Here is a 22,217-nt window from a genome sequence, read left to right as displayed (position 1 = left end):
TTATCCATTTAAATGTTATACTACATACTAACAAGGGGGGATTATTTCTATGGGGAAAAAGAAACGAACAATTTTTTGGATTATTCCAATTGCTGTATTAGGGGTGTTTATCTTTTTTTTCGGACCAAAAAAGCCGGTAACTAATAATGACTACGTGCAATACATACAGGCAGCTCCAGTCGCTGAAAATAGTAACGTTACAACTGAAGCGGCCCTTGAAAATTATTGTGAAAAGGGTAAATGGGAGTACTTCCAAACAAAAATGATGGAGCATGTTGTCGAATTTAAAGGCGATTGCCAAGTTGACAATAAAGTTCAATCTATTAATCTACAATATGTCGTAGAAAAAGGCCAAGCGGATTACCGCGTTGGGGCGATGCTCGTTTCGGGTGAACAGCAATCGGATGAACAAAAAACGGCCTTTTTAACGTCAATCAGTCAATAAGAGGATGGGTGCCTACCCGTCCTTTTTTTCGATTATTTCTCGAATTTTAGTCAGTATTTTCTTGCGCCGCTTTTTAATGACGTCATAGGAAACCCCCTCGTTTTGTGCCACATCCTTCATCCTGTAGCCTTCATAAAAAAGCAATTCGATGAGCCGTTGCTCGTGACTAAAAAGTTGCCAATACCATTCAGGGCGATCCAACTCCAGCTGCTTTTGCTCCGTTAACATATCGATCCAATTCATGAGTGGATCATCATCCATCACAACTTCCTTCTCGGTCACCTTTAAATTATTTCGAATCTCCCGGATGATGGCAAACTTCACCCGCATATAGGCATACATTTCAAAATCCCCTTTTGATGCATCAAAAACCTGTTGCGCCTGCCAGATGGCTAACCGCCCGACTTGCATAAAATTATCCTGTTCCTGAAAAATCCGATATTTTGCCAACACACGTAAAATCAAATACTCATACGCGACAATTTGTTCATCGATTTGTTGCACGGTTCTGCATTCCTTTGAGCTGTGCACAACTAATTATTCCTAGGTACCTTCACCATAAAGAATAGGAAGCACTGTTATCAAAAGGGGAATTTTGTAAAATAAAGCGCAAAATTGTCGATTTCAACTTTTCCTCTAAGTCAAATTGTCCACTTGCCGACAAAATATCAATTATTTGTATTTTTCTTTATTATCAAAACATTATTGACAAACCCCGCACAATCGGGCATGCTATTAGAAATAAAAAGCTTACTCAAAGATTAGTACGTAGCACTTAGCTAAAGAAGAGAGCACATTCCAGCGGCTGAAAGAATGGCATAGCAAAACCTACCGAACCTACTTTGACATGCCCCTAACAACATTAGGCGCCGGCTCAGCGTTATGAGATTAAGTGGAATGCTCGTTGCATTCAATTTAGGTGGTACCACGGAAGTTACAGCACTTTTCGTCCTATATAGGGATGAAAGGTGCTTTTTTCTATTCAATTAGCAATTGTAGGAGGCATTTTAATGGAACGAAAACGCGTTGTTGTCAAAATTGGCAGCAGTTCTTTAACAAATACAAAAGGTGAAATCGACGAAATTAAATTCAGCGATCATGTTGCCGCACTCGCCGCATTAAAAAAAGCTGGGCACGAAGTTATTTTAGTGTCATCAGGAGCCGTGGCAGCGGGCTTCCGTAAACTAGGCTACTCATCTCGCCCCGTAACGATTAAAGGCAAGCAAGCCGCAGCCGCAGTCGGACAAAGCGTACTCATTCAAGCCTACTCGGACGAATTTGCACGTTACGGCAATATTCCTGCCCAAATTTTATTAACACGCTCAGATTTTAGCGACAAACAACGCTATAAAAATGCATACGAAACGCTATCCGAGCTACTGGAGCGTTCGATTATTCCGGTTATTAACGAAAATGACACGGTATCGGTTGCCGAGCTAACATTTGGCGATAATGATATGCTCTCTGCTTTAGTGAGCGGCTTAATTCATGCCGATCAGCTCATCATCTTAACGGACGTCAACGGACTTTATACCGCAAATCCATTGACGAATCCCGACGCACAGCGCATTTCACTCATCGAAGAAGTGACTGACGAAATGCTTGGCTTCGCATCTGGCTCAGGTTCAAAGGTTGGGACTGGCGGGATGCAATCAAAACTAGCAGCCGCTAAATTCGCGATGAATACGGGTGTTGATGTCTTTATCGGGACAGGTTCAGGGGCACAAAAGTGTATTGAAATTTTAGAGGGGAGCGGGAATGGCACGTACTTTAAACGCAACGAAAAAGCCATTCCAACGAACAAGCAGTGGGTTACCTTCACAAAAGTTTCTGGCAAGCTATTCATCGATGCTGGTGCAGTTAATGCGCTGAAAAATGGCGGTAAAAGCTTACTCCCTGCAGGTATTTACGCCTTTGAAGGTCAATTCGAGCGCGGAGATGTAGTCGAAGTATACGACCGCCATACATGTATCGGCCGCGGCGAAGTCTTATATTCTGCGAAAGAACTCGAGCAAGCAATGGGCAAACGTACCGACGAGCTCACACATTATCCAATTGAAGTCATTCACCGCAATCAATGGGTGCAACAATAAGGAGGAAATTCTGATGACAAATGAAGTAATCGAAAAAGGCAAGCGCGCAAAAATCGCAAGCTATGAAACCAATATCCGTACAACACATGAAAAAAATGAAGCATTAAAGCAAATTGCCGCGCAGCTATTAGTAGACTTAGAAGAAATTTTACAAGCGAATGAACAAGATTTACTTAGCGGGAAAGAAAACAACTTAGATGATTCAACACTCGACCGCCTGCTATTAAACGAAGCGCGTGTCCAAGCAATGAGTGATGCGATTTTACAGCTTGTCGATTTACCTGATCCAGTTGGTGAGGTACTTGAAGAAATCACAAAGGAAAACGGCTTATATATTACGAAAAAGCGCGTGCCCCTTGGTGTTGTCGGTATGATTTACGAAGCACGTCCAAACGTAACGGTAGATGCCGCTACCCTGTCACTCAAAACAGGCAATGCTGTGATTTTACGTGGAAGCTCATCGGCAAAACACTCAAATATCGCGTTAGTTGCCTCGATTCACCGTGCGTTAAAGTCCGCAAACTACCCGGTGGATGCGGTGCAATTAATCGAAGACACAAGCCGCGAAACTGCGAAAACGTTATTTACATTAAACGAGTATTTAGATGTACTGATCCCGCGCGGTGGTAAAAATCTAATCGATTTAGTCGTGCGTGAATCTACTGTACCCGTACTTGAAACAGGTGCTGGCAATTGCCATGTATACTTAGATAATTTCGCAAATGTCGAAATGGCAAAAACCATTGTGAAAAACTCAAAAACGCAGCGCCTATCAGTATGTAATACAACGGAAAGCCTGCTCCTACATGAGGATTTCTTCCATTTACATGGCAAAGAATTTCTGCACTATTTACATGACGAATTAGGCATTGAACTTTACGGGGACGCACAAGTGTGCCGTGAACTACCAGCAGTGCTACCTGCAACAGAGGAACATTACGCACAGGAGTTTTTAGCGTTAACGTTAAGCGTGAAGGTCGTAGAAAGCGTATATGAAGCAGTGAACCATATTAACAAATACGGCACCAATCACTCTGAAGCCATTATTACCGACGACAAGCAAAACGCGGAAGTTTTCTTAAATTCGGTAGATGCAGCCGCCGTGTATCATAATGCCTCTACTCGTTTTACAGACGGCTTTGAATTTGGGTACGGTGCTGAAATCGGAATTTCTACACAAAAGCTACATGCACGCGGTCCAATGGGCTTACCAGCATTAACATCTACGAAATTTTATATTACAGGTAACGGACAAATTCGTAACTAGAAGGTAGGTTCGCACATGAATATTAGCTCGATGATCAAATTAACCGTCTCGATGGCTATTTTTGGTTCCATCGGATTTTTCACAACGCAAACTGGGCTTCCCGCTGTTGAGCTCGTGTTCATACGCTGTATCTGTGCAACGGTGTTTTTAGGGACATTATGGCTTCTAACAGGTGGGCATAAAACAGAAAAATGGGATAAACGCGAAGTGATTAAAACGTGTATTTGCGGGATTTTCATCGTACTGAACTGGGTGTTTTTATTTAAAGCATTTGAAGTGATGTCGATTTCGATTGCCATCTCGATCTATAATTTAGCACCGATCTTTGTGCTGATGCTCGGCGCGGTATTTTTAGCTGAAAAAATGGGCGTGCGCTCGATTTTAGCAACCGTCGTCTGCTTCTTCGGTAGTATTTTAATTATCGGCATTGATAGCTTTACGAGTGTTTCACAGTTTATGAATTCAGGTGTTTTGTGGGCATTTTTATCTGCAGTTTGCTACGCGCTTACGATGTTTACAAGTAAAACGATAAAGGGCTTATCTTCGTATGCACTGACTTTTATTCAAACAACTGTAGGCATTATTATGCTGTTGCCGCTATGTGACTTTACGGCGTTTACCGGTTTGACACAGGTCAATTGGCTGTACATTCTTGGTACAGGCTTTATTCATACCGGCTTTGTATACTATTTATTCTTTGACAGCATCCGCGATTTACCGACTGTCATTGTATCGGTACTGGTGTTCGTTGATCCGGTTGTCGCGATTTTACTTGATGCCATTTTACTTCAATTTCGACCATCGCTGTTACAGATTTTTGGTATCCTACTAATTTTCGCTAGTATTTTATACACCGTCTTTTACCCCGAACAACAGATAAAGAAGGTAATACCCGATACTTAAAATGATAAACGCTGACTAGTATGCGCTCCACTAACGCACACTAGTCAGCGTTTATTTTATTTCGGATCTAATAAAATCTGCTCAAGTGAAAATGCATGGTCTGCAAACCAAAGCGCTCGATATTTCGTTAAATCACCTAAATAAATAGCCGTAATTCCAACATTATTTATCTCTTTAAATTGTCTTACAGCTTGTTGCCATTGTAAATCATCTGGCATTTGTGTATATACTTCTTCGTTACATAAAAAATAAATACGACTCGTTTCGTGTTTATTGAGCTCTAGCTTTGACATTAACAAGGCATAATTTAGCGCGTTTTTATAATTAATGCGCCCTTTATTTTCATTAGGCTGAGTACGATTGAAAAATTGCTCCACATGCAAGGTGCCATCTAGTGCGATTATTTCCTTTTCAATACTTTCTGCAAACGGCACAAAAATGAAATTCACTTTTTTTTGTTCCATGGTTTCATAAATCCCAGCGACTAGCGCTGTTTGTAAATTCAGGTAATGACGCATCGATGCATCCTGCTGAATACAAAAAACATAGGAACAATTTGGCTGTGTTTGCAAACTGACCGATGGATGGCTATCTAATTTATTTTTCCAAAATAGAATCTCATCAAAATGATTCATTTCAATCGATTTCAATAACGCTTCAAAATAGTCTTCTTTAATTGTTGACCAAATGTCTTGACCTAAAACTTGTTCAACCGCATCGAGCTGTTTTAATACCTGATAAAGGATTAGTTGAAGTTCCTTTTCATATTTATAAAGATGCTGAAACCAATTTCGTTGCACGTCCATTAACTTTTGCTGTTTTTGATCCTCGCCTTGCAACGTATCGTGAATTTCCCACAGTACTTCTAATCGCTTTAGATATTTCGATACAAGTTTTTGCCCCAACAGTAACGCTATAAAAAATCGTTTTTCTGTGCAAAACTTTTGCTGTATAATTTTGTTTAATGCCTCATTTTTCGCGAAGAATTCTAGTAGAAAGAGTCGAAAAGCTTTCTGTTTCACATCTACAGTTGTCACTTCGTTTTTATAGTGCGCTCCGATCTCAAGCATCGCCCAAACATCATAAAAGATTAACTGGATATCCTCTTTTGTTAATAATCGAGCCTCCTGAAATTCTAATGAATCTAGTAATTGCACCAACGCTTCCGTACGTTGATTTTTGAAACACACTGGATTTTTCAATAATTGCTCATGCATCAGCAGTTCCATCGTCAGTCCATCTCCTTTTTTATTCCTTCTATAAAATTATAATAAATATTCTGACAATTGCAATTAAAAAATTCAAATATATGTAATTTTTTTATACATATTTAGCTAGATATCCTACGCGTAAGTACTTACAACGAGCAAGTAATTTTTATTAACTAGTATCACGAAAAATAGAATTACATAAAAATAAAATCCTATGATACACATGCATGTGCATCATAGGATTCTATAATATACTAGTAATTAATAACCATTACTTTCGACTTTCCGTCATTTGTTTCCAGACAGAACCTTTTGCTTCCTCGCCGCCTTCAATACGTGCTAACGCCATTTTGGCCTGCAATTTCACTTCGAATTCTTTATCTTCACTTGCTACTTTTAAAGCGTCAACTGCTGCTTCTGTACCAACCTCATATAAGTACATTGCCGCACGCCAACGCACAAGCTTGTTTTTGTCTTTCAATGCTTGAATCATTGCGGGCTCAAAGCTTTCTAGGCCTAAATCACTCATGCAGTCCCCTGCCGTTCTACGGACAGCCGCGCTCTTGTCGTTTAATGCTTTTGTTAATGTTGGCACTACCGCTTCGTCTTCAATCATTCCTAAGTACACGGTCGCTAAGCGGCGAATCGACATTTGCTCATCTTCTAGTGCTTTTTCGAGTAGTGGAATATCCTTCACTTCTGGGTCCGGTAATTGATCAAGCAACTGGAATCGTTGTTGCCAGTCTTCAACTTGCATATATGCTTCTAGAGTTACTTCTTTACGCTCTTGTGCAGCTGTTGTAACTGCGGTATTGACGTTTTCAACGATTGACTCTACACGATCTTGCGGATACAGTGCGTCCACTTCTTTTAACACATCCTGTGCGACTTGTTCTTTATCGCCGTAGCGTACACCGAAATCGACCCATTTACGCTCTAATATATAATTGTCATCGGCCACTTTAAATTGCAGTTGTTTAAAGGCAATCGTAAAACGGTCTCCCGCGCTAATACGTACTTCGCCTTCTCCGTCAAACGCTTTAATTTGCAAGGGAATGGCCTTGTACATTTGCACATGCACATTCACTTCTCCGTAGTGCTCATTTAATTGCTGCTCGGCACCTTCTGTTTGTTCCCCACCAATGGCACGGCGAATATCGGCTAAAATTGCTTCCCAAGCAAATTTCGCATTACGCTCAATGGCTAAAAAGTTCGAAACGTGGTAAATGCCCTTTACGCCTTCTACCGCGAAAATCGCTTGCAGCTCCGTAGACGCTTCTTGGATATTGTCTTTCGTATAATTAAAGCTTTTGCCAAAAGGTAAGTCCTGATCGATAACAACCTTCATCGAATTTGGACTTGGTGTTGGCTCTATTGATAAAATTTTCATGAAAACGCTCCTATCCATTTACGATTTCGTCTAAATAGCTCCAACGCTCGATTAATTGCTCGTATTCGCTATTGTACGTTTCTAATTCTGCTGTTAATTGCTGAAGCTTTGTAAAATCAGCACCCGCTGATGAAATCCCCTCTTCAGCTTGCATAATTTTTTCTTCCATTTTGGCAATATCGTCCGTAATCGTTTCCCATTCTTTTTGCTCTTTAAATGAGAGCTTTTTCTTCTCTGATTTTGACTTTTCGGCTTTTGGCTTTTCTTGCTTCACTTCTTTTGCCACTTGCTGCTCGGCGCTTTCTTTTTTCGCTAAGTAGTCTGTGTAGACGTCTAAGCTTTCTTCCACGCCACCTTGTCCATCTAGAATCCATAGCTTTTTCGCAATACGGTCTAAGAAGAAGCGGTCATGGGAAATCGTAATCACCACGCCTGGGAAGCTTTCAATAAAGTCTTCTAACACACCAAGTGTTTCAATGTCTAAATCATTCGTCGGCTCATCTAGTAGTAGCACGTTCGGCTGCTCCATTAGTAGGCGTAACAGATGCAGACGCTTTCGCTCACCACCTGATAATTTACTAATCGGCGTACCATGTGAACCAAGTGGGAATAAAAAGCGCTCAAGCATTTGAGAGGCCGAGAAGCGTTCGCCGTTTGCAACGGTAATATCGTTTGATGCCTCACGCACATAGTCAATCATACGCGCCTTTTCATTCATCGCTGGAAGTGCTTGTTTGAAGTGTAGTCGTTTTACTGTTGAACCAACAACTACCTCTCCTTTATCTGGCTCAATTTCGCCCGCAAGCATGTTGAGTAGTGTCGATTTACCGTAGCCATTCGCACCGATAATGCCGATACGGTCACCTTGCTGAAGTAAAAAGCTGTAATCCTTGATAATCGTACGGTCGCCGTAAGCTTTTGAGATGCCGTCAGATTCTAATACCTTTTTACCTAAGCGTGACGTCGCTAAGTTCATTTCTAAATCCGTTTGCTCGCCTGAACGATCAAGTGAATCATCGAGTGCCTCAAAACGCTGAATACGCGCCTTTTGCTTCGTTGTACGTGCTTTTGCTCCGCGGCGAATCCATTTTAACTCCGAGCGGTAACGGTTTAGCATTTTTGCCTGTGTTGAGGCTTGCATTTCCTCACGAATCGCTCGTGCTTCTAGGAAATCCCCATATGAACCGGTATGGCGATATAATGTTTTATCTGCTAATTCGTAAATATGTGTCGCCGTTTCATCTAAGAAGTAACGGTCATGGGTAATGAAGATGACCGCGCCCTTTAAGCGCATCACCATTTCTTGTAGCCACTCCGTTGACGCAACGTCTAAATGGTTGGTAGGCTCGTCTAATAAGTATAGGTCAGCTGGCTCAATTAATACTTTCGCTAATGCGACACGCTTTTGCTGGCCACCTGATAGATTAGTTACGAATTGGTCAAACATATCAATACCAAGCTTTGTTAGTGCTTGTTTTGCCAGTGCATTGACGTCCCAAGCGTTGTCCGTATCCATTTGCTGCTGGATGCGGAACAATTCGTTCTGTAACTTTTCTGACGTTGGGTCGTTTGTTAACGCTGCCAACGTTTCCTCGTACTTTCGGTTTAGCTGTAAAATCGGAGAATCCCCACTAAACACCGCTTGTAACACGGTCACATTATCTTCAAACTGTGGGTCTTGTTCTAAATGAGCGATACGGTATTTATTTGGGTGATCCAACTCCACTGTATCGGCATCTTGTACACCCGCTAAAATCGATAAGAGCGTTGATTTACCGGTACCGTTAATGCCGATTAACCCCGCGCGCTCCCCTTCATAAATAGTAAATTCAATATTTTGAAATAGCGTTTTATCGCCAACTGTTTTTGTTAAATTTGATACGATTAAATGACTCATGAAATCCCGTCTCTTTCTTTTTTAAGCTGATCTAAAAATTGTACCATAAACGCATGGCGCGCCTCGGCCAGTTCACGTCCTTTTTCTGTGACCATTAAATCCTTTAATAATAGGAGCTTTTCATAAAAATGCGTGACACTTGCAGTTGATTTTGCGCGGTAGTCTTCTATTGACATCGTCGCACGCACTTCTTCTGCGTCATCATATAATTTGCGTCCTTTTGCCCCGCCATAAGCGAACGTGCGGGCAATGCCAACTGCACCAATCGCATCTAAACGATCGGCATCACGCACAATTTTAGATTCAATTGTAGTGGCTTGGAGTTCATTGCCCCCGTTGAACGATACTTCCGCGATTACGGTTTGAATATGCTGAATTTCTTTGGTTGTTAAGTTTAACGCCTGTAAAATACGATCTTCATCTTCCTTCGAATCGGCGTATTTTGAATCGCTCACATCATGCAGGAGTACTGCTAAACGTACGATTTTTTCGTTTGCTCCAGGCTCTGCTTGTAAAATCGTTAACGCATTTTCATAGACGCGCTCGATGTGCTGAAAATCATGGCTCGCATCCATCTTGTCATAAATTTCTTTTACGAGTGACTCACATTGTGTAATTTGTTCGTTCATCTTATCACCATTTTCTTCGTACTTGTTTCCTTCATTAGTTTACCATAAAATCGCTTTTCCTCGGGCTTAAAGCGCACGAAACTTGCCCGCATAACTCATCATTGTGCCAAGTAGTGGATGATAAATTGATAAATGAATCGTGTAGTGCTGCGATTGTTCATCATAGCCTTCGAGTACAAGCGCTTTCGGTGCAATCATGGTGGGTGTCGGGATGTCTTGCTTAGCGATCACCGCATCTACAGCGGTTGACCGTGTCATTAATTCGCCGTCCTTTGTCACATCAAACTGTAAATGCGAATTAACAACTGATGGTGCGCCCATATAATCTTTGACAATTCCTGTTTCAAAATCAACGACCATGCGCGTGTGAAATTCATACGTTTCATTCGGGAAATAAAATTTTCTCACCCATTTATAAATAGCCATCTTTTCATCAACATGCGTGAGGGTATATTGCATATCAAATTCAATATTTTTCCCGCTTTCAGGTACGATGAATTTAAACTTCGATAAGATACGATAAATTGGCTTGAATGCGCTTGGTTTCGTCTCCATTACTTCCATCACACCTTGAGATTTGAAGGTTTCGCCTAGCTGTAAACTGTAGCGCTCCTTTAGCATCGGATGGAGCTTGTAAAAATCTGGACCAATAATTGTTTCGTAAACCATGTGATGCACCTCCGTTTTTTAGTTATGTACCCCAAAAATCAATTACGCATCGACGTAAATTAATTCCATAATTTTGAAACCGTTTTCAATGTTAAAACGTATAGAAGGAAAGGATGAAGGAGGGAATTTTATGTTAAACGAAAAATCTATACGCGCTAAAATTGGTATTTTTGCAATCGCAGTCGGTCTTATTGGCATTATTATCGCATTCTTTGCGCCGACAATTATGACCGAAACGTTGCATTTCAGCCAGGATAATATCATTCTACTGACATTAAAAAGCAGCCTCATTATTGCAATTGTATCACTCGTACTAATCGTCGCCATACTTATCCTACTCGCACTTAAAGCTACAAAAGTGACATTCAGTTTGGCTAGTCTAGCGATTGTGGTGGTCCTTGCCTTTTGCACGTGGTCATTGACGAACTATACTGCGATTCAAAAGGAACAAATCGTCATGAAATCGTTTAACAATGAGCAAATTCTGAAATGGGCTGAGATTGAGCAAGTGGTTTATGAGTACCACGATGAGCTGCCGTATGGTCAATACATCTTCCAAACAGCAAACGAGGAAATGGTCATTACCGAAACCGCCAAATTTGGGGTAGAGGAAAAGCAAAAAATTTATAGCACCTCGCGTAGCTTCGATGTTACGTTTACAGAGCGCAAAATGGCAAAAGAATAGGTAGAAACCGTACTGATACATGAATCAGTACGGTCTTTAATTTCTAATTATTCCCTAAAATCATACGGCCGATCGATGGGGATATCTAGGTCATTTACAGAGATCTTTTCATTACTTAACCATTTCACATTTTTAACATGGGTAGGAACTACAAATAAATTTTTCTCTTCTCCAGTAGTCAAATCCTCGAGTACACCAACATAGGTCATATCCGTATATAAAATCAATCCGCCATTATAGTAGATAGTTAATCGTTTCGTACCATCAGGAGAAAGTATGCTGTCAACCTTCCCCTCAACATGAATCGTCATATTAGTTAAGCTAGGATTAAATTTTAGATATAAGAAACCTAGACTACTAACGAAACAAATGAAAGTAATTAGTAGCCCGATTTTCCATTTACGTTGCACTATATCACCCCTAGACCATAAAGCATTTATATAACACGACGTTTTACAAAATATTCAAGTTCCATAATTTCAAAACGAAAATAAGCAAAAAAAGAACCCAGGCACCTACACCTGAGTTCTCATTCAAAAATTATTTCGTAATTAACTCTAAATCAACAGGAATATTTTCTTCCACTGATTCACCAGCTAATACTTTAATTGCTGCTTCGATAGCTTTTTCACCGATTAAGGATGGTTGCTGCCTCGGCGCAAAGGGAGTGTCCCAGAATTACTTCTCGGGCACTCACTTTTTTACTTGAACTAAATTTAATTATAACTTATCTTCGGTAACTTAATTATTACCTTTACCATTTCCGTTTCCGTTTCCGTTTCCGTTTCCGTTGCCATTGCCATTGCCATTTCCGTTTCCGTTTCCGTTGCCATTGCCATTTCCGTTTCCATTTCCGTTTCCGTTTCCGTTGCCGTTTCCGTTTCCGTTTCCGTTGCCGTTTCCATTACCATTTCCGTTTCCGTTTCCGTTTCCATTACCTGGCTTTTCAACATTCACTTCAAACGTCAGGGTATGTTCACCGTACGTTACCGTAATCGTTGTAGTACCTTGACCTTTACCTTTTACAGCACCTGCTTTTACAGTAGCAATTTTATCATTCGCTACTGTGTAAGTTGCTAGATTTGTAACATCTTTTTCTGTTGTTATACCATCAACAGTAGTGATTTCAGTAATCTTAACCATCACTTCTTTACCTATTGTAGTTTCAACCTGAGCTTGATCAATTTCAAGTGTTACTACCGGTTCTTCTACAACTACTGCCTTAACTGTAACATTTACAGTTACTTCATTATTACCGTATGAAATAGTAATTGTCGTTGTGCCTTCCCCTACTGCAGTTACTAACCCATTTACTACAGTTGCAACATTTTCATCTGCAATAGCATACGTAGCTTTTGAAGTTACATCTTCCTCTGTTTCTTCACCTTCTACAGGTGTTGATGTTTCTGTTACCATAAGCTGTGTAGTTTCTCCAACTGTTAGATCTAACTCATTAGGGTTTACAGAAAGTGTTAAGACAGGTTCTACTATTTCCTTTTCATAGATTATTGCCTCGCCAACATTTCCAGCAGCGTCAGTAATTACTACTGATACAGCATTCGTTTCTGCTGTCACTGGGAATGTGAAGCTACCATCCTGATTTAACTCAAAAGCAACTGACGCTTGTACTTCGCCATTTACCGTCGAAATATACGAAGCTTTTAATTTATCATTTAAATTATAGTCTAAACCGTATAAATATAATTCTTCATTGTAATCGATATACTTATCTGTTACCTGACCTGTTGCAACACCTTCAGCTACTGAACCTGTAATTTCTGGCTTTGTCGTTTTTACAACAATTGGTCCGACATAATCCGCGACTACTCCTGTAGCTGCAACACCTGTAAAGTCAATTGTATATAGACCATCCGGAATCGTTGTTGCAGGGTCTGAGCCCCACGGTTTGTACTGCCCGCCAACGTTCAGCGTATATGATCCTTTTCCAAGTGCAGTACCTGCATGTAGATAACCAATGTAGCCGTCTCCATATTCTCCACCTTCAGGATTCATAATATCCCAAAGCTCAATATAGTTCGTTGCTACATCTCCAGTTAATGTGAATGAAAGTAACGCTGAGTCTTTCACGCCATCTCCGTTAAACGATAGGTCTGTTTCCGTAATCTTAAAGTCTTTTAGTTCAGTTGCTGCCACGCCGCCGAAGTCAGCTGCGAATGGTAATGAAGCTTCTGTGGCTCCACCGTCAATGTGGATATATCCTAGTATTTCAGAGCCGTTTGGTGCTGAAGCTTGTGAAGCAGTTAATGTAATGTTCAAAAGTTGCTCACCAGCTAGATTAAATGTTGGCTGATCTACTGTAACGGCTGCATCACCAAATGTTTTTGTCACATCTACCGATACATTGTAATTGCCGCCGTTTCCTTTCATATCTTTTACTAAAACTTGCTTCGTTACAGAAATAGCACCGTCTTTCAGTGGTTGTTTACCGAAAGTAACAGTACCTTTCTTGTTTTCAACAACAGCTCCAGTTCCATCTAAAACTGCAGTATCAAGTGCATATGCAAGAATTTCTGGATGAGCTGCTGCATAAGCATTTACGCGCCCTGCACCTTGAGAGAACACATCATACTTGGCTGTATCTAAAACCTTTGCTGTATTAGATAGCGCTACTTTTACATCAAACGCGTTCCAATCAGGATTTGCTTGTTTTACTAATGCAGCAATACCTGCAATATGTGGTGTTGCCATAGAAGTTCCTGTTTTGCGATCATATGCTCTATCGTAAACTGCATCAGGGAAATCTGTTTTATACATTGGAATCGTTGACATAATATTTGTTCCAGGCGCTGTTACGTCTGGTTTAATATCAAAGTTTGGTGTAGATGGTCCACGTGAACTAGAAGCGTTTACTTCATCTCCAATTGTCGATGTAGAAGCAAACTTACCAAAGCTTACTTTTCCAGTTCCGCCTGCCAAAGCAGCGCGGATAGCATTACCATCTGTTACGGACATATCAAATGTTGGGATGAACTCAAATGAGTCACCAAGGAATGTACCTGAAATATCCGGTGCATTTGTTCCACCAGCAAAGTTATGAATAATTGTGGCAACGGCTCCATTAGCCTTTGCATTCGCAATTTTATCTACAAATGCGATACTACCACGAGAAATCAATGCGACTTTACCTTCTACATCAATTCCTTCGAAGTCTTTTACTTCACCGTTTCCAGGAATCGCAACAAGATCCAATTCTCCTTGGAGCTGTGTTGCTAAATCTTTACCAAAAGTCGTTCCCATTAATGGAAGTTGCTTTGATAAGTTGTAGTCGCCAACTGTAACATTCACTTCACCGTTGTACATTACTTCTGGATTTGTTGTGTTACCAACTGCAATCCCTAAACGAGCAGTAGCAGGTGTTCCCATTGTTCCACGATTCGGGCCAGAGTTACCTGTTGCAAGTACTCCAATTGTTCCAGCCATCATAGCATTATTAATCGCAAATGAGCCTGCATCTGTTTCAGAGTTAGCTCCACCACCAAGTGAAAGGTTGATAACATCCATTTCTTCGATGACTGCCGTTTCAATTGCTTTTACAATACCAGATGTAGCCCCACTTCCATATGCCCCAAGAACGCGGTAAGCATACAGGTCTACTTTTGGAGCAATTCCTTTAATACCGAATTCGTTAGCTCCAATTGCTGCAATTGTTCCAGCAACATGTGTACCGTGAGAAGTATAGAACGAGCTTCCGTTTGCATTAAATTCAGGTGTACCGGCTGGACGCTCTGAAGGTAATGTTTCCGATGCATCGTCATCTGCACGATGCTTCGTGTATGTCGATGAATTTGGAATAAAGTTTTTTCCACCTTTATAAATTCCAGCAAACTCAGGATGATCTGCATCAATACCCGTATCTAATACGGCTACTTTTATTCCTTGTCCTTCAATACCTTCATTCCAAAGGTTTTCAATTCCAAGAAAAGAATTACTTGTATTCATGAATGCTTCTAATTGTTCTTCTTTTATAAGTTCTGATGATTTTGTTGTATTTTCTTCTGATGCATACACAGTGGCATCTGGTTCGATTAGTGTAATTCCATCAATTGTTAGTAATTTCGGAAGGTCATTTGCTTTGATAGTTGCCGCAAAACCGTTTAAAACAGTATCAAATGTGTATCCGTGCGTCATCTGTACTTGTTTTGCAGCTAACTCTCTTTTTACTTTTGCTTGTTGTGCTTTTACATTTGCACGAACTTCATTTGCTCGAGCATTAGAGAATTTTTTGCCTTTAACTTCACTCATCCCTTGCTCTAGTGCAACTGGTTTTTCTGATAAATGAACGATAACTGCAACATCTTGATTACCTGATATATTCTGCAAACTTTCGTGAAGAGTTGGACCATCTTTAGACAAGCTTAGCTGTTCAGCAATAGCCGCCTTTAGTTGAATCATACTTTCATTATGACCATTTTGCTTGAATGGTTTCAGTTCTTCTGCATACGCACTCGAGAATGGAGCCAATAGAGAAAGCACCATTAAGATAGCTAGAATACTACTTAAGAACTTCGTAAACTTAAAATTATTCAAATCTCTTTTCCCCTCCGACTCTAATTTTCATACTTACCAAATCAGTATGATATTTACAATTTATCACAGATAAACCAATCCGAGATATCCAAACGTTCGAATATTAGAAAAATTGATAGTTTGTATTAGTGTTTAGAAAATATGATACATCTATCTTACTAATTATTTATTTAAATAGTAGAACTTTCTTGTTGAGATCAGAAATTTAATAGCAAAAAGATTCCTAAACGATTTGGTATTATTACCAGGAAATTTATTTAACAGAAAAAAGTGCACATAATGAAAAAAAGAACCCAGGCACTTACACCTGAGTTCTCATTCAAAAATTATTTCGTAATTAACTCTAAATCAACAGGAATATTTTCTTCCACTGATTCACCAGCTAATACTTTAATTGCTGCTTCGATAGCTTTTTCACCTATTAAGGATGGTTGCTGTGCAACAGTTGCTGCCATTTCACCAGCTTGCACTTTTGCTACTGCATCGTCTGTTGCATCGAAGCCGATCACTATAACGTCTTTACGAGCAGCTGTAATTGCTTCAAGTGCTCCTAAAGCCATTTCATCATTTTGAGCGAATACCGCTTTTACATTTGGATTACCTTGTAAAATGTTTTCCATTACTGTTAAGCCTTCTGTACGGTTGAAGTTTGCCGTTTGACTAGCAACTAGCTTCACTTTACCATCTACTACGCTTAAAAATCCTTCACCACGGTCACGTGCTGCAGAAGAACCTGCAACGCCTTCTAGCATTGCTACTTCCGCACCTTCTTCGATTAATGTCATTAAGTATTCACCAGCAAGTGCACCACCTGCTGCGTTATCTGAAGCGATATGTGCTACAACTTCTCCTCCTTCAGAAACACGGTCTACTGTAATAACTGGAATGTTTTTTGCATTTGCCGAATCAACTGCTGAAGTAACAGAAGCTGAGTCAACTGGGTTAATGATAATTAAATCAACACCCTTTTGAATTAAGTTTTCTACGTCAGAAGCTTGTTTTGATGCATCATCTTGTGCATCCGCTACTGTAATTTTTAAATTATTTACCTTCGCTTGCTCTTTTGCAGCATCTGCTAGCGTTACAAAGAATGGATTATTTAACGTTGATATTGATAAACCAACTGATAGCTCATCAGAAGATTTTGTTTTGTTTTGTTCATCTTTTTTGCCATATGGAAAACCGGGTTCCATTGAACATGCAGCTAAGAAAATTGACATCATGGCTGCTACGAAAAGTACTGATAACTTTTTCATGCTATGACACTCCTATGCTGTTTTTTTGCGGTCCATTAATACCGCTAATAATATAACTATCCCTTTTACAACTTGTTGGAAGAATGATGACACGCCGATTAACGTCATACCATTATTTAAAACACCAATAATTAATGCCCCAACTAATGTACCGAAAATCCAGCCTTTACCACCTGTTAAGCTTGTACCACCAAGTACTACAGCAGCGATTGCATCTAACTCATATGACTCACCAGCTGTTGGCTGTGCCGAATTTAGACGAGATGTAATGATTAATGCTGAAATGGCTGCTAACATCCCTGTAATCGCATAAACAGCAATTTTCACGCGATCTGGGTTAATACCTGATAGCTTTGAAGCCTCTTCGTTCCCGCCAACTGCATATACACGGCGTCCGAATGTTGTTTTGTGTAAGATGAAATAAAGCAGTACAAACGCTAAAATCATTGTAACAACTGGTACTGGAATACCTAAAAAGTAGCCTTTACCGAATAATTGGAATGATAGTGAATCACCTAAACCTGAAATTGGGCGACCATCTGTATATACTAAAGTTAAACCGCGATAAATCGTCATCGTCGCAAGTGTTGCGATGAATGGTGCTACTTTACCTTTAGTAATAATCAGTCCGTTAATTGCCCCTAAAATAAAGCCTAAGCCAATAGCTGCTGCCATTGCTAGAATTGGATCTGTCCCAGCTGCTAGTAAAGTTGCTGCTACTGCACCTGTCAAAGCCAATGTCGAACCAACTGATAAGTCGATTCCTCCTGTTAAAATAACAAATGTCATACCGAATGCGATTAATGCACTAATCGATACTTGGCGTAGGATGTTGAATAAGTTATCAACTGTTAAAAAGCTCGGATTTAAAAACGTTAATACGACCATTAATAAAATTAAGCCGATAAACGGCCCAAGCTTTGAAAGTAATTCTTTATTTTTCGCCATTATTCTTCCCCTCCTGTTGCATAGTGCATAATGTTCTCTTGCGTCATCTGTTCTTTCGTTACCATACCTGTCAGTTGGCCTTCACGCATTACAAGCACGCGGTCTGACATGCCAATTACTTCTGGTAACTCCGATGAAATCATTAAAATCGAAACCCCTGCTTCTGCAAGGTTATTCATAATTTGATAAATCTCTTTTTTGGCACCGATATCGACGCCGCGTGTTGGTTCATCTAAAATTAAAATTTCAGGATTTGTCCCAAGCCATTTAGCAATAACAACCTTTTGCTGATTCCCACCACTTAGTGATTTTGCCGCAATATCCGCGCTCGCACAGCGAATACGAAGTTGTTCAATATAATCTGCAACCATGTCGTTCTCTAATTTAGGAACAATCACACCTGTTTTCGAGCCTTTTTCAAGGTTGGCTAACATGATGTTTTCTTTAATTGAGAAATCTAGTACAAGCCCTTGCGTTTTACGGTCCTCTGTAACGAAACCGATTTTGTGCTTCATCGCTTCGATTGGTGAATTGATAGAAACCTTTTTGTTATCAATGAAAACTTCACCATTTGATAGTTTTCGGTAACCGAAAATCGCTTGCGCAACCTCCGTACGTCCTGCACCCATCAGTCCAGCAACGCCTAAAATTTCACCTTTACGTAACTGAAAGCTTACATTATCAAATGCTTTTTTCGCGCTTATATTTTTCACTTCTAGCTTCACTTCACCAATACTAGCGTTACGCTCTGGGAAACGTTCTCCAAGCTCACGCCCTACCATCATTGATACGATTTCATCAAACGAGGTTTCTTTTATCACGCGAACACCAACATATGTACCGTCACGTAAAATCGTAATACGATCACAAATTGCAAAAATTTCTTCCATGCGGTGTGAAATGTATACAAATGAAATGCCCTTTGCTTTTAGCTCGTTAACGGTTACGAAAAGTGTTTCGATTTCACGATCTGTAAGTGCGGCAGTTGGCTCATCCATGATAATGTACTTTGCATCTGACGCGATGGCTTTTGCGATTTCGATAATTTGCTGCTTTCCAACTGACAAATCCCCTGCACGTGTGCGCGGGTCTAAGTCTAGTCCAAGCTTAGCAAGTAACGCTTTGGCTTCTTCATGCATTTCTTTTTTCTTTAAAATCCCAAACAATGGGTATGTTTTTTCCTTACCTAAAAACAGGTTTTCTGTTACGGATAAATCTGGCAAGATGTTCAATTCTTGATGGATTACCGCAATCCCTAAATCCTCTGCGTCTTGCGGTGATTTACAGTCTACCTCTTGTCCATTTACTTTAATAACACCTGCATCACGCTGATGAATACCCGTTAAAATTTTCATCATCGTTGATTTACCTGCACCGTTTTCACCCATCAGTGCGTGAATTTCACCTGGCATTAATTCAAATGACACATCGTTTAATACTACGTTGCCACTAAATGCTTTTGAAATCCCTGACATTTCGATCATGTTGTCCACCTACCTTTTTCTTTAGAAGATTACGCCGCTTTGTAAAATGACGTTGGCGTATGGTGTTGTTTCACCTGTACGAATAATGACCTTCGCATCTTTCGTATATGCTTTAAACTGTTCATGGCTTACGTAACTTGGTTGTAACTTCGACGTGACTGCCTCATGAACGGCTGTATTTTTATCTTTGATTTCTTGTGCTAAAATCGCGTGCTCGACCACTAAATCGTCAAGCACCACGTCTAAAATCGTTAAGAACGTTGGCTCGCCTAGCTTATACGCTAAGTCGATACATGGTACGCCATTAGGAATTGGTAATCCACAATCCGCGATGACGATTTGATCGGTATGACCAAGCTTGGCGAAAATGCCCGCTAATTCACGATTTAAAATTCCGTGCTTTTTCATCCTTGCTCTATCTCCTTCATGCGCTTCTCTACTTGTTGTAATGTTGGCATACCGCCCTGTGCACCAAATTGCTCTACTGAAAGTGAACCTGCGACATTTGCAACGTGCACTGCCTCTTCAATAGAAGCACCTTCGATTATTTTGTGTGCAAATGCACCATTAAATGTATCGCCCGCGCCTGTTGTATCAACCGCCGTCGTCTTATAGCCTTCAACTTTTACGATTTGCTGGCCGTTATGATACATTGCACCGTTTTCGCCTAATGTCACGATTAATTTGTTTGGATATTTCGCAAGTGACTGCTCAACATCCTCATTAAAAATAAGCGCACATTCTGTTTCGTTTGGTGTCATATACGCAATTTTGTCCATCCACTCTGGCTTGAAGTTACGTGCTGGTGCTGGATTTAACAGTACAGGCACCTTGTATTTTTCACAAAGTGCTAATGTATACTCAACTGTTTCAACTGGAATTTCAAGCTGCATCACAACAAGCTTTGAGTTTTTAATTAGCTCTTGCTTAGCATCTATCATTTCTGGTGTTACATCAAAATTCGCACCTGGTACAACGATAATGCGGTTATCATTCTCAAATAAAATGATGTTGGCGATTCCTGTATTCGTTTCAACCACGGCAACTGCGTCCGTATGTATATTTTCTTGCTGTAATGTTGTTAAAAGTGTTGGACCAAAGCTGTCTTGTCCAACCGCACCAACCATTGTGACTTCACTGCCTAAGCGTGCCGCCGCAACAGCTTGATTTGCCCCTTTACCACCCGGGATCGTTTCAAAGCGTTCACCTAAAATCGTTTCCCCTTGCTTTGGAAAGACAGATGTTTGGCAAACGATATCCATATTAATGCTTCCTACTACTGTAATCATGCGTCATTACTCCTTTGTCGTTTCTCGGATGACTAATTTCGTTGCAATCATCTGATGTTCTTGTTGTAGTATCTCGCCTTTAATTAACGCCACGAGCATATTAGCAGCTGTTTCACCGAGTGCGTAGATGTCTTGTGCAATCGTTGTTAAGCCTGGAGTCATAATTTCACCGAGCGCAATGCCGTCATAGCCAATCACTTGCAAGTCATTCGGTACATCAATTTTCAGTCTATTTGCAGCCTTCAAAACCCCAAAGGCGATCATATCACTGCTCGCGAATACCGCATCCACTGATGTATGTTTTTGCAAGGCATCATAAGCAATCTTTTCAGCCGCTATAAAATCAAATGGACTTTCGTAAATATGTGTTTTCATACCCGCAGTCGCCTTTTTAAAACCGGCTAAACGTTGTTGCACTGGCTCTAAATCATTCGGCCCACTAATAAATAAAATTTCTTTCGCTTGTTTTTCTCTTAAATAATCAACCGCCATCATAGCGCCTACTTTATTTTGTGAGGTTACAGATGGTAAATCAGCATCGAGCACACGGTCGAGCAGCACCACTGGGACATTTAATGAACGGTATTGTTCTTTTGATAATTGGTTTGTCGCAATAATAAAACCTGCGATGTATTTTTGCTGCAAGCTTTCGATATAGCGCAGCTCTTTTTCACGCTGTTCGTCTGAGTTACATAAAATGACGGTAAAGCCTTCTTTTAAGGCGACATCCTCGATTGCACGTGCAAGTTCTGGGAAGAATGGGTTCATGATATCTGGGACAATCAAGCCAATTGTTTGCAATTGCTTCTTTGATAAGGAACGTGCAATTTGATTTGGCCTGTAGTCAAGCGCCTGAACGGCTTGTTCAATTGCTTGCTTTGCCTGTTCACCAACGTAGCCACTATTGTTTAAGTATCTTGAAACCGTTGCTACCGATACATTGGCTCGTTTCGCTACATCTTTAATTGTTGCCATGTTCATCTTCCTTCCCTAACATGTGTAACCGATTACATATTTTCACAAAAAAATAAGTGCATCAAATATGTTTCATTGTGTAACCGATTACACATAATATAATGCATATTTTTATCACTAGTCAACATATTTTTGATGTTTATTGCACATTAATCGAACCAATTAGTATGTCACATTAAACCCATTATTATATAACTCTCCTTAAATGCTCGTTCAGCGAGATTTTTTGTGCCTTACGCTATTTTTTTGTCTAAAATGTGAACATTTTTATTGATTTTTATAGAATAACGTCATATAATAGCAATAATATAACGTAAAACAGAAAAAAGGGAGTGTTTATATATGAGAGCAATTACCTTAGAACAACCTAAGAGACTGAGTGAGAAAGAGCGCAAAGGATTATTATTAATTAGCCCTATTTTAATCGGTGCAACAGTTTACGGTGCTAGCATCAGTTATTGGGTACTTGATCACTTCGTACGATTAATGTTTTAAAAAAGGATTTGACTCAATTGAATAGATGGAAAA

At 40.1% G+C, this 22,217-nt stretch carries 20 protein-coding genes and 1 pseudogene; 6 read left to right on the top strand and 15 right to left on the bottom strand.

Annotated elements, in window-relative coordinates:
- Nucleotides 1-49 precede the first annotated feature (49 nt).
- Entirely contained in the window at nt 50-445 is a 396-nt protein-coding gene (locus tag NSQ62_RS06690) for a glucosamine 6-phosphate synthetase (RefSeq protein ID WP_341323152.1), read from the top strand.
- Nucleotides 446-457: 12 nt separating this feature from the next.
- On the opposite strand, the gene NSQ62_RS06685 is transcribed toward NSQ62_RS06690, so the two are convergent.
- A complete protein-coding gene (locus NSQ62_RS06685; protein WP_341323151.1) occupies nt 458-949 on the bottom strand; it encodes a sigma factor in 492 nt (163 codons plus the stop codon).
- A gap of 506 nt (nt 950-1,455) precedes the next feature.
- On the opposite strand from NSQ62_RS06685, the gene proB reads away from it, so the two are divergent.
- From proB to NSQ62_RS06670, 3 genes are read left to right on the top strand one after another with little or no spacing between them, the layout of a single operon-like run.
- Nucleotides 1,456-2,538 carry a glutamate 5-kinase gene (proB, locus tag NSQ62_RS06680; RefSeq protein WP_341323150.1) on the top strand — a complete coding sequence of 361 codons (1,083 nt, stop codon included), beginning with the start codon at nt 1,456-1,458 and terminating at the stop codon, nt 2,536-2,538.
- Between the two features lie 13 nt (nt 2,539-2,551).
- On the top strand, nt 2,552-3,805 hold the full coding sequence (locus tag NSQ62_RS06675; protein WP_341323149.1) for a glutamate-5-semialdehyde dehydrogenase: 1,254 nt from the start codon (nt 2,552-2,554) through the stop codon (nt 3,803-3,805).
- 15 nt (nt 3,806-3,820) lie between these two features.
- Nucleotides 3,821-4,708 (top strand): DMT family transporter, encoded by an 888-nt coding sequence (locus NSQ62_RS06670; RefSeq protein ID WP_341323148.1) that lies wholly within the window; start codon nt 3,821-3,823, stop codon nt 4,706-4,708.
- Nucleotides 4,709-4,764: 56 nt separating this feature from the next.
- On the opposite strand, the gene NSQ62_RS06665 is transcribed toward NSQ62_RS06670, so the two are convergent.
- The 5 genes from NSQ62_RS06665 to NSQ62_RS06645 all read right to left on the bottom strand — a co-directional run bounded on the left by NSQ62_RS06665 (nt 4,765) and on the right by NSQ62_RS06645 (nt 10,504).
- Nucleotides 4,765-5,937, bottom strand: a complete 1,173-nt coding sequence (locus tag NSQ62_RS06665; protein ID WP_341323147.1) for a hypothetical protein — start codon at nt 5,935-5,937, stop codon at nt 4,765-4,767.
- A 253-nt stretch (nt 5,938-6,190) separates the two neighbouring features.
- Entirely contained in the window at nt 6,191-7,309 is a 1,119-nt protein-coding gene (locus tag NSQ62_RS06660) for a conserved virulence factor C family protein (RefSeq protein ID WP_341323146.1), read from the bottom strand.
- 10 nt (nt 7,310-7,319) lie between these two features.
- Nucleotides 7,320-9,206: an ABC-F family ATP-binding cassette domain-containing protein gene (locus NSQ62_RS06655; protein ID WP_341323145.1), complete on the bottom strand. Its 1,887-nt coding sequence runs from the start codon at nt 9,204-9,206 to the stop codon at nt 7,320-7,322.
- Entirely contained in the window at nt 9,203-9,835 is a 633-nt protein-coding gene (locus NSQ62_RS06650) for an HD domain-containing protein (RefSeq protein WP_341323144.1), read from the bottom strand. The genes NSQ62_RS06655 and NSQ62_RS06650 overlap by 4 nt, the downstream gene beginning before the upstream one ends.
- 66 nt (nt 9,836-9,901) lie before the next feature.
- Complete coding sequence (locus NSQ62_RS06645) at nt 9,902-10,504, bottom strand: DUF4166 domain-containing protein (protein ID WP_341323143.1); 603 nt, start codon at nt 10,502-10,504, stop codon at nt 9,902-9,904.
- Between the two features lie 130 nt (nt 10,505-10,634).
- Between NSQ62_RS06645 and NSQ62_RS06640 the strand changes: the two genes are divergently transcribed.
- Nucleotides 10,635-11,189, top strand: a complete 555-nt coding sequence (locus NSQ62_RS06640; protein WP_341323142.1) for a hypothetical protein — start codon at nt 10,635-10,637, stop codon at nt 11,187-11,189.
- A 47-nt stretch (nt 11,190-11,236) separates the two neighbouring features.
- Here the strand turns inward: NSQ62_RS06640 and NSQ62_RS06635 are convergent, their stop codons facing one another.
- From NSQ62_RS06635 to NSQ62_RS06595, 9 genes and pseudogenes are all read right to left on the bottom strand, one after another.
- Nucleotides 11,237-11,599 carry a DUF5412 family protein gene (locus NSQ62_RS06635; RefSeq protein ID WP_341323141.1) on the bottom strand — a complete coding sequence of 121 codons (363 nt, stop codon included), beginning with the start codon at nt 11,597-11,599 and terminating at the stop codon, nt 11,237-11,239.
- A gap of 130 nt (nt 11,600-11,729) precedes the next feature.
- A pseudogene (locus NSQ62_RS06630) lies at nt 11,730-11,840 on the bottom strand (D-ribose ABC transporter substrate-binding protein); the annotation flags it as partial.
- Between the two features lie 90 nt (nt 11,841-11,930).
- Nucleotides 11,931-15,737 carry a S8 family serine peptidase gene (locus NSQ62_RS06625; RefSeq protein WP_341323140.1) on the bottom strand — a complete coding sequence of 1,269 codons (3,807 nt, stop codon included), beginning with the start codon at nt 15,735-15,737 and terminating at the stop codon, nt 11,931-11,933.
- Nucleotides 15,738-16,063: 326 nt separating this feature from the next.
- On the bottom strand, nt 16,064-16,993 hold the full coding sequence (locus NSQ62_RS06620; RefSeq protein ID WP_341323139.1) for a D-ribose ABC transporter substrate-binding protein: 930 nt from the start codon (nt 16,991-16,993) through the stop codon (nt 16,064-16,066).
- 12 nt (nt 16,994-17,005) lie between these two features.
- The gene (gene rbsC, locus NSQ62_RS06615; RefSeq protein ID WP_341323138.1) at nt 17,006-17,941 is read right to left on the bottom strand and encodes a ribose ABC transporter permease; all 936 of its coding nucleotides are present in this window, start codon (nt 17,939-17,941) and stop codon (nt 17,006-17,008) included.
- Nucleotides 17,941-19,425: a sugar ABC transporter ATP-binding protein gene (locus NSQ62_RS06610; RefSeq protein ID WP_341323137.1), complete on the bottom strand. Its 1,485-nt coding sequence runs from the start codon at nt 19,423-19,425 to the stop codon at nt 17,941-17,943. Before NSQ62_RS06610 ends, rbsC begins: the two co-directional genes overlap by 1 nt.
- A gap of 21 nt (nt 19,426-19,446) precedes the next feature.
- Nucleotides 19,447-19,833, bottom strand: coding sequence for a D-ribose pyranase (gene rbsD, locus NSQ62_RS06605; protein WP_341323136.1), 387 nt, complete (start codon nt 19,831-19,833; stop codon nt 19,447-19,449).
- Nucleotides 19,830-20,714 carry a ribokinase gene (gene rbsK, locus NSQ62_RS06600; RefSeq protein ID WP_341323135.1) on the bottom strand — a complete coding sequence of 295 codons (885 nt, stop codon included), beginning with the start codon at nt 20,712-20,714 and terminating at the stop codon, nt 19,830-19,832. The genes rbsD and rbsK overlap by 4 nt, the downstream gene beginning before the upstream one ends.
- 6 nt (nt 20,715-20,720) lie before the next feature.
- Complete coding sequence (locus NSQ62_RS06595; protein WP_341323134.1) at nt 20,721-21,689, bottom strand: LacI family DNA-binding transcriptional regulator; 969 nt, start codon at nt 21,687-21,689, stop codon at nt 20,721-20,723.
- A 342-nt stretch (nt 21,690-22,031) separates the two neighbouring features.
- Here NSQ62_RS06595 and NSQ62_RS06590 point away from each other — a divergent pair, with 342 nt between their 5' ends.
- Nucleotides 22,032-22,184 carry a hypothetical protein gene (locus tag NSQ62_RS06590; protein WP_341323133.1) on the top strand — a complete coding sequence of 51 codons (153 nt, stop codon included), beginning with the start codon at nt 22,032-22,034 and terminating at the stop codon, nt 22,182-22,184.
- Nucleotides 22,185-22,217: the final 33 nt, after the last annotated feature.

Source organism: Solibacillus sp. FSL H8-0523 (assembly GCF_038051985.1).
Classification (GTDB): Bacteria; Bacillota; Bacilli; order Bacillales_A; family Planococcaceae; genus Solibacillus.
Note: the sequence above shows the minus strand (reverse complement) of the source record. Positions and strands in the feature narration are given on the sequence as shown.

What these genes read in the sequence shown, in the direction of transcription:
- NSQ62_RS06675 (WP_341323149.1), top strand. Translation starts at nt 2,552, where the DNA reads ATGACAAATGAAGTAATCGAAAAAGGCAAGCGCGCAAAAATCGCAAGC.
- NSQ62_RS06660 (WP_341323146.1), bottom strand. Translation starts at nt 7,309, where the DNA reads ATGAAAATTTTATCAATAGAGCCAACACCAAGTCCAAATTCGATGAAG.
- NSQ62_RS06665 (WP_341323147.1), bottom strand. Translation starts at nt 5,937, where the DNA reads ATGGAACTGCTGATGCATGAGCAATTATTGAAAAATCCAGTGTGTTTC.
- NSQ62_RS06645 (WP_341323143.1), bottom strand. Translation starts at nt 10,504, where the DNA reads ATGGTTTACGAAACAATTATTGGTCCAGATTTTTACAAGCTCCATCCG.
- NSQ62_RS06590 (WP_341323133.1), top strand. Translation starts at nt 22,032, where the DNA reads ATGAGAGCAATTACCTTAGAACAACCTAAGAGACTGAGTGAGAAAGAG.
- rbsK (WP_341323135.1), bottom strand. Translation starts at nt 20,714, where the DNA reads ATGATTACAGTAGTAGGAAGCATTAATATGGATATCGTTTGCCAAACA.
- NSQ62_RS06640 (WP_341323142.1), top strand. Translation starts at nt 10,635, where the DNA reads ATGTTAAACGAAAAATCTATACGCGCTAAAATTGGTATTTTTGCAATC.
- rbsD (WP_341323136.1), bottom strand. Translation starts at nt 19,833, where the DNA reads ATGAAAAAGCACGGAATTTTAAATCGTGAATTAGCGGGCATTTTCGCC.
- rbsC (WP_341323138.1), bottom strand. Translation starts at nt 17,941, where the DNA reads ATGGCGAAAAATAAAGAATTACTTTCAAAGCTTGGGCCGTTTATCGGC.
- NSQ62_RS06690 (WP_341323152.1), top strand. Translation starts at nt 50, where the DNA reads ATGGGGAAAAAGAAACGAACAATTTTTTGGATTATTCCAATTGCTGTA.
- NSQ62_RS06670 (WP_341323148.1), top strand. Translation starts at nt 3,821, where the DNA reads ATGAATATTAGCTCGATGATCAAATTAACCGTCTCGATGGCTATTTTT.
- proB (WP_341323150.1), top strand. Translation starts at nt 1,456, where the DNA reads ATGGAACGAAAACGCGTTGTTGTCAAAATTGGCAGCAGTTCTTTAACA.
- NSQ62_RS06595 (WP_341323134.1), bottom strand. Translation starts at nt 21,689, where the DNA reads ATGGCAACAATTAAAGATGTAGCGAAACGAGCCAATGTATCGGTAGCA.
- NSQ62_RS06610 (WP_341323137.1), bottom strand. Translation starts at nt 19,425, where the DNA reads ATGATCGAAATGTCAGGGATTTCAAAAGCATTTAGTGGCAACGTAGTA.
- NSQ62_RS06620 (WP_341323139.1), bottom strand. Translation starts at nt 16,993, where the DNA reads ATGAAAAAGTTATCAGTACTTTTCGTAGCAGCCATGATGTCAATTTTC.
- NSQ62_RS06655 (WP_341323145.1), bottom strand. Translation starts at nt 9,206, where the DNA reads ATGAGTCATTTAATCGTATCAAATTTAACAAAAACAGTTGGCGATAAA.
- NSQ62_RS06650 (WP_341323144.1), bottom strand. Translation starts at nt 9,835, where the DNA reads ATGAACGAACAAATTACACAATGTGAGTCACTCGTAAAAGAAATTTAT.